The sequence below is a fragment of the Enterocloster aldenensis genome (genome assembly GCF_003434055.1).
In the GTDB taxonomy this organism is placed as follows: Bacteria; Bacillota; Clostridia; order Lachnospirales; family Lachnospiraceae; genus Enterocloster; species Enterocloster aldenensis.
Genome location: NZ_QVEX01000013.1, coordinates 72,587 through 85,358, shown reverse-complemented (window position 1 = coordinate 85,358; position 12,772 = coordinate 72,587). Strand labels below are relative to the sequence as shown.

Genomic DNA, 12,772 nt, shown 5'->3' with positions numbered 1-12,772 from the left:
TGACGCTATCCCCCAACACACTAAAAGTAAGGATTCATTCCCAGGGCCAGCAAAATTCCAAGAATCGCACCAGCCATGACCTGAAGAGGCGTATGTCCCACATACTCCTTAAGCTTCTCCTGAAGCACCTCCGCGTTCAGCTTCAGTTTCAGCGGATTCTCATTCAGGATGGAGTTGAGAAGCTTGGCCTGCTTACCGGTCTCGCGCCTCACTCCGATGGCATCATACATGACAACCATGGACACCACAAATGACACTGCAAATTCAAAGGAGCCAACCCCATATTTCAGCATGGCGGCCGTGGTCATGCCGCACACAGTGGCTGAGTGGGAACTGGGCATGCCGCCTGACCCCACCAAACGCTCCGCATTAAAGCTTTTATTGAGAGCAAAGTCAATCAGTGTCTTGAGGAACTGGGCAACCACCCATCCCATCACCGCGCTGACAAGAACCTGATTGCCAAGCATTTCTGTCCAAACATTCATATTGTTTTTCTCTTTCCCCTTTCGCTAACGTCTGGCCGGCTGTGCAAAAAAGCACATCATCAGCCAGCGCTTAAACCGGGCCGTTGTCTCCAATGTACTGCATAGCTTATCCGCGCATGTCACGGCATATCCGGCCTTGGTCACAGGCGGTATGGGCGTCAGGGGCCACATATGGCGGAGGATGATTACCTCCTCTTCCCCTGTCAGTTCAAAATACTTCCCTGCATTGCGGAGCGCTTCTTTGGGATGGGTAAACCCATGGAAATGCTTCCCCGTCTCCCTGGCATGTGTATGCCAATCGTATAAAAACAAATCATGGAGAAGCCCTGCTCTCGCAGCGCTTCTCCAATTTCCTCCAAACCTTTTACATAACTTATATCCTAAATATGAAACCTGTATACAGTGGGCTTTACATGTGGTAGTCCCATGCTGTATATATTGATCCATAGACTGGAATACAGGATGCTCTAAAATGTCCCTGACACATTCCATATATTCCTGGTCCCCCGTGTAGTCATATAATCCGGACGGCTCCATGGGCATCACACCTTTCTTCTTTTATCAGATACATTATCTGACATTTCAGGTCCGCTGTCAATATCCAATCAGCCAATCATAAAGTTCCTGATACTTGGCGGCAGAGGTTGACCAGGAATAATCCTTAGCCATGGCCCTGTCAATAATCTTATTCCACTCACGGCGCTTATTGTAGTATATATACATTGCATACCGCACACTGCCCAACATCTCATGGGCATTGTAATTTGCAAATGAAAATCCGGTGCCGGCGCCCTCATATTCATTATATGGCTCAACCGTATCCTTTAATCCGCCGGTCTCCCTGACAATGGGCACTGTCCCATAACGAAGGGACATGAGCTGGCTCAAACCACACGGCTCAAACAGGGACGGCATCAGGAATGCATCACATGCAGCGTAAATCTTATGTGACATGGGCTCAGAATAATAAATCTGGGCAGATACCTTATCATGATACTTCCAGTCATAATGACGGAACATGTTCTCATATCTCTCGTCACCGGTTCCCAGGACCACCAGCTGCATGTTATCATTACACAGTTCATCCATGACGCCCTGAATCAAATCCAGGCCCTTCTGGTCCGTGAGCCGTGAGACAATTCCCACCATGAACTTCTTCTCATCCACAGGCAGTCCCAGTTCCTCCTGGAGCGCCTTTTTATTCTTTGCCTTTTCCTTACGGAAATTCTTGGCATTGTACTTCTGGACAATATACGGGTCCGTCTCAGGGTTGAATTCATCGTAGTCAATCCCGTTGACAATGCCCCTCAGGCTATTTGCCCTGGATCTCATAAGTCCGTCCAGGCCCTCTCCATAGAATGGCATCTTAATCTCTTCCGCGTAGGTATCGCTTACCGTGGTAATGGCATCTGCAAACACAATGCCGCCCTTTAACAGATTACCGTCCTTATATGCCTCCAGCTTATCCGGAGTAAAGTAGTAGCTGGGCAGTTCCGTAAAGCGCTGGATTGTCTTAACATCCCATACGCCCTGGAACTTAAGGTTATGGATTGTAATGACGGACTTCATGTCACGGAAGAAATCACCCTCATGGAACTTATCCTTAAGAAGCACGGGTATCAGTCCTGTCTGCCAGTCATGGCAGTGCACTACATCAGGCTGGAATCCAATAACAGGCAGTGCGGACAAGGCTGCCCTGCAGAAAAAGCAGAATTTCTCCAAATCCCAGTACCAGTCTCCATATGGTTTGGGACCGTTAAAATAGCTTTCATTATCAATAAAATAAAAAGTAATGCCTTCATGGACGTACTTGAGGATGCCTACGTAGCGGCTCTGTCCCAGGAAATCCATATAAAAATGGTCCACGTATTCCATCTTGGAACGCCACTGTTCCTTTATGCACAGGTACTTTGGTATCATGACCCTTACATCGAAATACTCTTTGTCAAAGCATTTGGGCAGAGAGCCAACCACGTCTGCCAGTCCTCCTGTTTTGATAAACGGCACTGCTTCTGAAGCTGCAAATAGTATTTTCTTCATCCAAACCTCCCTCTCCTGACGAACAGGTTCCTTATGCCTTTCCATATAGTATACCGTATTTTACCGAAATTAGGAAGTTCTTTCTGATGGAATTGTTTTAAATTTTTTTATATTCTAACAATATTTTATCTGAAATCAAGGCAATGAACTCGGAGTTGGTGGGTTTGCCTTTCCCTGTGCTGATTGTATACCCGAACACCTCGTCAATGGTCTCCATTTTCCCTCTTCCCCATGCAACCTCAATGGCATGTCGGATGGCTCTTTCCACACGGCTTGCAGTTGTCTGGTTGCGTTTGGCAATGGCAGGGTAGAGGATTTTCGTGACCGAGCTCATCATCTCCTGGTCCTCCACGGACATGGCGATTGCATCCCTCAGATACTGATAACCCTTGATATGGGCAGGTATCCCAAGTTCATGGAGCATTTTCGTGATATCTGTCTCAAGATGCTCCTTCATGTACTCTTCCCTGGTAATATGTGATTCCTCTCCGGGTTCAAATGGAGCAGCTACCACCTTACCAGTCATCTGTTTTTCAGGCAGTTTTCCAATATGACGAATTTTATTCACCAGGATTTCTTTGTCAAAAGGCTTCATCAAATAGTAGTTGGCGCCTGCTTTAAACGCATCTTCTGTCATCTGTTCCCCGCCTACCGCACTTAAAATGATAAACGCAGGGTTTTTCATAAATGTATGTTCGCTCTTGACCTTTTCCACAACAGATATACCGTCAATTTTCGGCATAACTAAATCCAACAGCACAATATCCGGCGTTGTATCTACAATCATATCAATGGCATCTGCGCCATTGTCAGCCTTTCCAATCACGGATAATCCATCTTCAGCGTTAATCAGCTCATCCAGAGTATTCAGAATCAGCGGATTGTCATCAACAATCGCAACATTCAGCTTTTCCACTTCCTTTTACCTCCTAAAATTGTTTGCCTATGCTAAACTGCCTGCTAAAATATGTGTTAGTTGATTTTCGACCTTATGGTTTACAAAAATCCATATCATTCGTCCTGAGCTCCTGGCGAATCTTATTATATATGCTCCCCATAGCATATATAATAAGATTCGTGGTCGCAATTTTAGACACGTGTCGAATTACCATTGTATCATTGAGGGTGATATTTTGCAATATTTTGTTTTATCTATTAACAAATTTGTAATTAATATCCAGTACTTTTTTGGGAATATTACACAATTCGACATACTTTTTATCATTTTCCTCTTTTTTCGACCATTATGTCCATATTTCTACAGGCAATATATAGAACGCACAGAAGATTGATTTCCCCCTGTCTTTTGGACCAGAAAATTTTAAAATCCTGTCGGTGCAGGATGATTGTAAACCGCAGATTCTTTGTGGAATGCGTATAGAAAGCCCCCCTGCCAGTCGCCTATATAAGACACCGTTCCTTAGCAGATGCCGTACCATCCCCAAATGTGCTGGGTATATTATCAAAATAATTCTATACTTTACAACACTAAATTGGTATTTCATCCATTGGACCGCGGATAACCAGGAAGCAAGCCCCATGACATATGACAATCTCATAGGTCATAAAATGAGGTTATAAGATTATGTTTAAACAAACTAGCTGTATAACGCTGAATTATATCTGACTCCTGTTTTGGTATCCATAATATTAATTCATATAATCGTACATCCGGCACCGCTTCCCGTTCATTACGGACTTTATGTATCCAATATCCAACACAAATGCGGTTTATTGTCCAATATCAGACAGTAAGCATAGGTGGTCCCGGTTCATATAACAGATGCAAAAGACAGCCTGTCCTCAGAGGCAGGCTGCCCTTTGTATGTCTGTACCAGGCGGACATTAATCCAACATTCTTGATTTTCTTTTTTTATTCTCATAAATCTCCAGAAACTCCGCCGGATTTTTACTAAAAGCTTTTTCCAATTCATAAGACAGGGAAAATGAATCGCAGCCGCTGAAAACATTTGGTATGTACTGATAAAGCTTATATGCTATCCTCTGAACATGCTCTATATCTGTCCCGGTCAGACTGTAAATCTTATTTTCAGTAAAAATAAGGAGTCTTACAATAAATGGTCCTCCCTTGATACCAGCCTGTGCGCATATCCAATAAATCTTTTGGCAGGTGATTGCCGTTACCTTTGAAGTACCTTTAGGTCCGCCCTTTCTCCCGCATAACAGCAAGTAGGAAGGCATCAGAACAATCTTTTCTCCAGATGCCTTTTCTGGGTCTGAAAATTTGTCGATGTATTCCTCTACAAGGATTTTCCCCTCAAGAGCCTCCTGTCAATAATCCTGCCCGCCTCTTACTGTGTGTTATCCTTATAAGGGAGAAATAAATTATCACCATTACTGGCTGTCCGTCCAGTAGCGACTAATTTAATCAATGTACAAATCAGAATAAGACTTATTATGATGATTAGGTAAAAAGATACACTGCTATAAGAGATGTTTTCGAAATTAATAGAATCCTTTCCAAGAAATTAAATGATTGCAAACGCGTATATAAAAAACACTCATTAATTTAATGAACATTTTCCTTGTAGTCTTATTCACCCCTTCCGATTCCCGTGCTAAATATCCATATTCCATATTGTACTTCTCTTTTTGGGCTTATTCCGTACATTGTACTTCTTTATGATTTGTCCGATTTATTATACTGTCTTTTCTTTGTACAAACTAATTCAGACAGGGGGTTAACGACCCGGTACTTATCGGCCCTTTAGATGCTAAACAGGAAGTTACTGAAACCAAAAGGATATTACTTTCCTGCCACGATAAAAAATCCACTGCATATTCAAATATGGAGGAACCTTCAATTTTTAGTAATATGGCGGTGTAGAATTGATAAGGTTGTCATTGGTAGTACTATTGGGAATGGATTCAACTTAGGCAGCAACAGCAAGGCTGAACATCTACATCAGAAAAGTCCCAAACTTCTCATCTGTATTTTCCCGTTAAAATCAGATTCAGTCTCTTACCGTATCCAGCATTTAACAGCCCAATTTCGCCGTTATAATCCCTTTTGTTTATGAATTTCATAAGCACATCCGCTTCTGTATCCCCCCCCCCCCCCATTCTTCAAGCATGAGTAGCTGGGATAGATTTTTTCTTTCTTAACAATAAAGACAATACATTTTTACTTAAGTTATACAGTTGGCTTACAACTCTTTCTTTGTAGGAAGGCTTTTTTGATTTCTCTTGTTTTAAGATGTACTTTTACTTCAATGCGTTCCCTTTTCACGAAAGGAGACATCGAAATGGAGGCGTGTTTGAGGTGACAGATATGTTTAAATCCACTCCCTTCTCACGAAAGGAGACCTTACGTTCCATTACAGCCTTGCAACGTTTTTCAGCGTTTAAATCCACTCCCTTCTCACGAAGGGAGACGGATGGGAAACCTCACCCCTGCTAACTATTCGTTGTTTAAATCCACTCCCTTCTCACGAAGGGAGACATACATCCAGACGGAGGCTGATTTGTCCTTGTTAGTTTAAATCCACTCCCTTCTCACGAAGGGAGACATTGTATCTGTGCTGGAAAATTCGTAGGTATCAATGTTTAAATCCACTCCCTTCTCACGAAGGGAGACCCGTCCTATCAGATAATCAACGCTGGTGTCATATGTTTAAATCCACTCCCTTCTCACGAAGGGAGACTCCATGGCATCCCTCCTTAGGAAATGGTTGCGATGTTTAAATCCACTCCCTTCTCACGAAGGGAGACAGCTCCTGAAAACAAGACCATGTATAAGGCAAAAGGTTTAAATCCACTCCCTTCTCACGAAGGGAGACGAGGAAGGAAGGGCAGAAATAACCTTTTTTGGTGTTTAAATCCACTCCCTTCTCACGAAGGGAGACATTCCCGTATCTCCATCCGCTTCCAACCCTTTCTCGTTTAAATCCACTCCCTTCTCACGAAGGGAGACGGCCTTCCTGGTGGGGACAGACCCAAAACTCCTCACGTTTAAATCCACTCCCTTCTCACGAAGGGAGACTTCCTGGTACCTCACCTTTTCCATGTATTCCAATGCGTTTAAATCCACTCCCTTCTCACGAAGGGAGACATTGATGCCTATAACACCATAATGTCGGACCGTGTGTTTAAATCCACTCCCTTCTCACGAAGGGAGACAGAGGCGAGGAAGATGACCGTTACCTCTGGCCGGGTTTAAATCCACTCCCTTCTCACGAAGGGAGACTACAACGTTATACTGGCTGGGGTACTGCTAATCGTTTAAATCCACTCCCTTCTCACGAAGGGAGACAATTAGCGGCATTCTGTAATGTATTTCCTGTAACTGTTTAAATCCACTCCCTTCTCACGAAGGGAGACAGTTGCGGACCGGGTCCCCGGTATTGCCCAGATGTTTAAATCCACTCCCTTCTCACGAAGGGAGACCAGGCAGCTGCTCCAGCCAGTACCCCAGCTCCAATGTTTAAATCCACTCCCTTCTCACGAAGGGAGACAGCAAATATTCACAAAAAATCATAATGCTTTTTGTCCATATTATCCAATATTTTCTTTCACAAACCTCTCAAATCTTCACTCCAAACAATCAAACCTTTTAACCTGATCCCATAATCCCCCCATAATCCGGTGCGAATCCCCCAGGGATTTTATGAGAGCATCACATTCGCACTACATAATTAACGGTTCTGTTACATCAAATCCTGGCTTTGCCCCCATATGCTCCACTTTATTTTTATACTTGTCACCCAAATAATAAAATCTCAAACTATCCACATCCTTATCTATGATTTTTTCCAGGATAGCTTTTACTTCCCTGCATTTTGCTGCATCCATATTACATTCAAAGACTGAATTCTGCACCCGTTGGCCATAATTGACACATTGTTTAGCCACCTGCCGGAGACGTTTCCTTCCAGCCGCTGTTTCTGTTTTCACATCATATGTGATTAACACAAGCATCCCATCACCTACTTCCAAAAAAACGGAGGATATTCATCCAAATCACCACGGATATACCGTGCCAGCAATAGGGCCTGGACATACGGCACCATCCCCCATTCTACCTTTTCCCCTAGAAAGGGATGACGGATAATCTCCTGTTTTTTTATCTGCCACTGAGATAGGAACAGCTTTCTGGTGTCATCATCCATAATCACTGCTCCATTTTCCTTTTGGTCAAACCCTTCTGGCTTCACTATTTTTTTATTAATTATGGTCAACACAAAACGGTCCGCCAGCACGCTTCTTAATTCTTCCACCATATCCAAAGCCAAAGACATCCTTCCCGGCCTATCCGTGTGGAAAAAACCGGCATATGGATCCAATCCTACTGTCTCTAACGCTCCTGCACACATTCCGGTTAATAGTGTATACGCAAATGACAGCATGGCGTTTACTTTATCTGTGGGCGGACGCTTTGAGCGTCCGTGGAAAAAGAAATCCTCCTTTTGCTGCAATATCAAATCGTCAAACACAGAAAAATAAACAGATGCCGCCTCGCCCTCAAGCCCTCTTAACTCAGCCGCGTCCTCACATACCCTGATTTTTTTCAGGGAACTTGATAAAAAGCCTGATTTTTTCTTCAGCTTCTCTCCATCTAACCGCATAGGATAATCCCTGGCAGCACGCTCCAGTACCCATTTTTCATTATACACTTTACCTGCTATACAGTTCCGGGATATCCGTATGCTTTTTTCTGTATCCCAAGCTATCCTATATTGTTCCCTACGGAGTGTAATATTCCCCCGCACCTCGCCGGATATCCTGGCCAGGAACCGCCCGCTTCCGGACAGAAAGGATAATGCTATATCCCGTTTCGCACATGCCGCCATAAGCGCTGGACTGGCTCCGGTATAGCCAAAAGTCACGATTGCTTCCAGATTATGCAGAGGAACCCTTCCTATTTCTACCTGTTTTTCATAAACCACCACATTTTCCCCGTCCAGGGACAGATATCTGTCTGGTGAGGTAATATAAAGTGTATTCAGAAGTCTTTTCATGGCAGCTCCTTATCTGGTACTGTATTGTGTAATTTCTATGTTAATCATGCTTATCACGCAATTCAATCCCATCCTTCATTTTTCATCCAGCATTTTTTCAATATATGCTTTCGCTGTCTTGTCCTCTCCCAGCACCGGCAGACACATATCCTTTAAGGAACAGGCATTGCAGCTTTTTGTACGTTTTACCCGGGGAGTATATCTCTTTTCAAAATATTGATGCATTTCACAGAATATTTCCCGGACTTTTGCTCTCATCCCATCTGTAATATCCACCTTAGTCCTATGCCTGGTCTCCCCATAGAACAGATATCCCACCGGTATCTCACAGCACATCATCTCCTCCAGGCATATAGCCTGGGCCGTCAGCTGTAGTATATCCACATCGCTTTCTTTAGGTTCTCCTCTTTTGTACTCCACTGGCACCACCTGATAGAGTCCTTCTCTGCCAGTAAGTGGAATTCCACCCTGGCTTCTATGGAATTCCACCACATCACACTCCCCGCTGATTCCCAACTCCCTGGAATGGACCGGCATTGCCCTGGAAACAATGATATCTCCCCGCTTCTCTGCAATTGTCCTATCATGAGCCCGCTCGTGAAGCAGATGCCCTTCTACGGTCCGCACATTTTCATTCCATTGTAGTTCAATATAAGCCAATGCCCATTGTCTCCTGCAAAAGGAAAAATGTTGGATTCCTGACAGCTGAAGGAACTCATCTTCTTCATACAAAATTGTATACCTCCGGTTTTACACAGTCAACAGGTTCCAATTCTACCTGATAATCCTCAAACGACTTGGGACGCTCTACCATGGGCGTAATCTTTACACTCCTTTGAATCTTTGCGGATGGCGTCTTGGGTGTCTTCTCATCATGCTGCCACCAATACAGGCGGCATACCTCCATGCTGCCTTCCGGCCGGGCAGAGGATGCGTCATTTTCAAATAATGTCTTCAGAGCCGCTTTTAAAATATCAGCATCTTCCTGGGAAAATCCGGTTTTCTCAGCCAACTGCACATTAACACTGCCCTTCACAACATATAGCCCAAACCCAATCCTGTGCTTTGTTCCCATGGTGTCTGATGCCTTTCCCTCTTTTCCAGACTCACTGTTCACGCTTTTTGTAATCTGCATACTGATTATATCCACAGGGGACTGGCTCACTGCCTGATGGATTGAGACAGGGCCACGGATTCCCAGTGAGACATCCGCACCCTTAAAAGCAAATACCTGTCCGAAACTTCTCACATCCATCCATTCCTGGCATGCAATCTGGGCACATCTCTCCTTGTTGGCCTTTTTTCCTTGTTTCATCTCGGTCTTCAGGGATTCACAGCCCTCCGCGCGCTCCCTCAGGCTTCCATAGCCGTCATCCGCACGGTCATCGGACTGCACAAAAATCTTCTGTCCCATATCCTGGAGACGGTTCCTAATCTTTCTTTTGATGCAGACATCGGAAATCTCACCATATCCATCAAAATTTTCCCTGGGGCGGTTCCCGTTAAGCGGGTCTCCATTTGGATTGGCATTTGTAGCCGAAATCAGAAGTACAAAATCAATTTTCCCCTTTAACTTGCTCATTTCTTTTCCTCCTCTGCATAATTTCTAAACGCATACGATTGATTATGGTATCCCAATAGATAAAGGCCGTTTAACGCATCATTTTTCTCAAAATCCCCTTCCTGGAACTTCCAGCTAACATCCTCTATCATGTGCTCATAGCGCAGTCTTTCGGGCAGGGACAGCTTTACAAAGTACGGTCCCAGCCTTTCTTCAATAACCTTCCATGTTCTAAAAGGCTGTTGGGAAAATGCATTCATGAACCGCTTTGCATTCGTCTCCCTCACCTCATCCTTCTCAAATGTCCGGTACTCCACCCGGTCAGCGATTGCCAACAGCCTCCCGTACAGGTAATTCCTGTCCTGGCTCTCTGTGTTTAATGCCACTGTCCACTCCTCCTTCCTCTGTTCCATCCTCTTTTTCTTCTCAAAGGAACACGCCAGTGCCAGCACACGCTCCCAATTATACCAGCTGTCATATGACACCGGGGATGAGGCCTTCCTATAAGCCAGGTGCACCATATCCTCCGGAACCGGTCGCCCGGAAATAATGCAGGGCAGCAGGCGTTTTAAAACTTCCGCATACATTTTCTCATTACCGCCTTTTAAAGTAAGCATTCCATTCTGCTCCGACCCATATAAAATATCAGCTATATCCCTCACTCCGGCCATCCCATAATACAGGCAGTATTTTTTATCCTTAAACTTCGGATGCAGCCACCCACAGCCGGTGTACCATTCCCTCAACCGCTCCAGATAATGGCTGGAGGCAAGGCTCTCATATTCCATTATGGCCAGGCGCCCGGTGGTAGCAGCGTCAAAAGCCATCAGCACAGTCCTGGAATCCACATCCAGCCTCGCCCTATATCCTGCAATCGCGGCCTGGAATCTGGCAGCGTCCCTGGGATTCGTACCTGCATATCCAGGCCCTTCCCCACTTTCCTCTTCATCTCCCCAGACATCCTCTGACTCATAAATATCACAGACCATATCCGTATCCAGACACCAATCCGGAAGAGGAATCAAATCCGACTCCCAGGTCACCACACAGAGGCTGTTCCAATTTCTACCCTGCCTGCGGATAATCCATTTCAGGGCATTATGGGCTTTCTGGGAATCCTCATATCCGATGGCAAATGCCTCATCCTTATTGGAAAATCTGCCCCTGTATGTGAAGTATGTCTCATCATTGGCTGAAATCAGCTTTGCCCCATCTCCTTCATTCCGTATCTTTTTAGGGTGGAGATAGGATATATGTTCCTGATTCCCGGTCAGGTAGGAAAGTCCTCTCTTCTGCCACGAAGCACGGCAGTAGGCAATATAGGCATTTTCAAGGGAAACATCCAGCCAGCACTCAGGCCGTTCCGCACCGTCCAGTCCCTCCAGCAGATTCCCCTCTATATCCCATGGCTTCTCAACCCGGAACCTCACGAAAGAATCTATCTGGGATACATTCTGTATTTTTACCGTCTTCAAAACCTTACCTTGCCCATCCGTCTTCAGACAACCATAGGAAACCAAATCCTTCATCAGACATTCCTGGTTCAGATAGTTCCAGATAGCCTGTACCTTTTCATGTGAAAATGCAGATTCAACCCACTTTCTCAGCCCCTCCATATATAACTTATGGTTTTCCGTATAGCCCTTTCCTTTATCCGGCACCACGTAATCCATATAATCACCAGCCAGATATTTTAAATTATCACAAAGAGGATGGGCTTCTACACCGGCAGTCCGGCTGGCAGATTTCTCTGTCACCGGTATCACGGTCAGTTTTTCCTCATCCTCTACAGTAACCGCCCGTAGAAATTCTCCTTTTTCATTTATGGTCACCGTAATCTGGGACGCAACCGTAGAGTGGAATACCGGCAGGAGAATGAGTGGTTCACCGAAACGGCCCTTCTCATACTGACCGGCCAGATTCGCATTTTTCTCGTATAAATCACATAATTCCCTTACCCAGTCCACTCAGACACCTCCTCCTCGGAAAATTCTTCTAAGCCAAAAAAATTCCTGTTATCAAACAGCTTCATCTCCATATCTTTAATATGGCGTTTATCCGTACATTCTTCTGGCCTTGGGAAATGAATCACGCCATTTTTCATCACCGGACGCCAGAACCTGACTGTCATCCTGCCTTTATCCTCCTCCAGGACGGCCTCGTCCGCATAAGTAATGCCGTGATACATGAATCCGTATGCCAATTCCGCAATGCTGGAATAAAATCCCTCATCCTGCCCCGCTTCAAAATCGCATGGCTCCACATATCCCTGGCACTCCCTTGTCCCAAGGAAAATATCGCGGCGTCCGCCTCTGGCTATCATCCGTTTCGCGATATTGTGATGCTTGTTCTCATTGCGGTCCGCGGCAAGTTCCGGACGGTTCATGTTCCATTCAAAATGTGCTCTTACCTGGTAACGCACGTGCTTTAGATATGTGTAGTAGGAAAGATCATTTCCCCCTCCATAGCCAATAGGGCGCACCCCTTTTGTCTCGGTCTGGATTGGATTCATGATACGCACAGCGTCAATAAACCAAACGAGCGTTGGTTTCCAATATACACTTTGCAATATGCCTTTTAATGCCTCATATGTAGGAATCTGATAGGAAAGCTTTTCCCCTCCCACTCTGGTTACCGGGTCTGCAAACATCGCATAGTCACCGCTGACCTGAAATTCCACCCTGTTTTCATGCATATCCCTTTCACCT

At 44.9% G+C, this 12,772-nt stretch carries 11 protein-coding genes and 1 CRISPR repeat array; all 11 genes read right to left on the bottom strand.

Features of this window, described 5'->3' with window-relative positions:
* Positions 1–20: 20 nt before the first annotated feature.
* Positions 21–467 carry a divergent PAP2 family protein gene (locus DWX59_RS20890; protein WP_117561146.1) on the bottom strand — a complete coding sequence of 149 codons (447 nt, stop codon included), beginning with the start codon at positions 465–467 and terminating at the stop codon, positions 21–23.
* Positions 468–509: 42 nt separating this feature from the next.
* A complete protein-coding gene (locus DWX59_RS20885; protein ID WP_117561145.1) occupies positions 510–1,022 on the bottom strand; it encodes an HD domain-containing protein in 513 nt (170 codons plus the stop codon).
* A gap of 57 nt (positions 1,023–1,079) precedes the next feature.
* Positions 1,080–2,525 carry a glycogen synthase GlgA gene (glgA, locus tag DWX59_RS20880; protein ID WP_117561080.1) on the bottom strand — a complete coding sequence of 482 codons (1,446 nt, stop codon included), beginning with the start codon at positions 2,523–2,525 and terminating at the stop codon, positions 1,080–1,082.
* A 97-nt stretch (positions 2,526–2,622) separates the two neighbouring features.
* Positions 2,623–3,441, bottom strand: a complete 819-nt coding sequence (spo0A, locus tag DWX59_RS20875; RefSeq protein WP_117561079.1) for a sporulation transcription factor Spo0A — start codon at positions 3,439–3,441, stop codon at positions 2,623–2,625.
* A gap of 929 nt (positions 3,442–4,370) precedes the next feature.
* Positions 4,371–4,727, bottom strand: a complete 357-nt coding sequence (locus tag DWX59_RS29445) for a hypothetical protein (RefSeq protein ID WP_227116995.1) — start codon at positions 4,725–4,727, stop codon at positions 4,371–4,373.
* A gap of 1,092 nt (positions 4,728–5,819) precedes the next feature.
* Positions 5,820–7,000: a CRISPR direct-repeat array (repeat unit 33 nt; unit sequence GTTTAAATCCACTCCCTTCTCACGAAGGGAGAC).
* A gap of 172 nt (positions 7,001–7,172) precedes the next feature.
* Entirely contained in the window at positions 7,173–7,463 is a 291-nt protein-coding gene (cas2, locus tag DWX59_RS20865) for a CRISPR-associated endonuclease Cas2 (protein ID WP_117561078.1), read from the bottom strand.
* A gap of 8 nt (positions 7,464–7,471) precedes the next feature.
* A complete protein-coding gene (gene cas1c, locus DWX59_RS20860; protein ID WP_117561077.1) occupies positions 7,472–8,503 on the bottom strand; it encodes a type I-C CRISPR-associated endonuclease Cas1c in 1,032 nt (343 codons plus the stop codon).
* Positions 8,504–8,578: 75 nt separating this feature from the next.
* Positions 8,579–9,238, bottom strand: coding sequence for a CRISPR-associated protein Cas4 (gene cas4, locus DWX59_RS20855; protein WP_117561076.1), 660 nt, complete (start codon positions 9,236–9,238; stop codon positions 8,579–8,581).
* On the bottom strand, positions 9,228–10,085 hold the full coding sequence (gene cas7c, locus DWX59_RS20850; protein ID WP_117561075.1) for a type I-C CRISPR-associated protein Cas7/Csd2: 858 nt from the start codon (positions 10,083–10,085) through the stop codon (positions 9,228–9,230). The genes cas4 and cas7c overlap by 11 nt, the downstream gene beginning before the upstream one ends.
* The gene (cas8c, locus tag DWX59_RS20845) at positions 10,082–12,031 is read right to left on the bottom strand and encodes a type I-C CRISPR-associated protein Cas8c/Csd1 (RefSeq protein WP_117561074.1); all 1,950 of its coding nucleotides are present in this window, start codon (positions 12,029–12,031) and stop codon (positions 10,082–10,084) included. Before cas8c ends, cas7c begins: the two co-directional genes overlap by 4 nt.
* Positions 12,019–12,759: a type I-C CRISPR-associated protein Cas5c gene (gene cas5c, locus DWX59_RS20840; RefSeq protein ID WP_117561073.1), complete on the bottom strand. Its 741-nt coding sequence runs from the start codon at positions 12,757–12,759 to the stop codon at positions 12,019–12,021. Before cas5c ends, cas8c begins: the two co-directional genes overlap by 13 nt.
* Positions 12,760–12,772 lie beyond the last annotated feature (13 nt).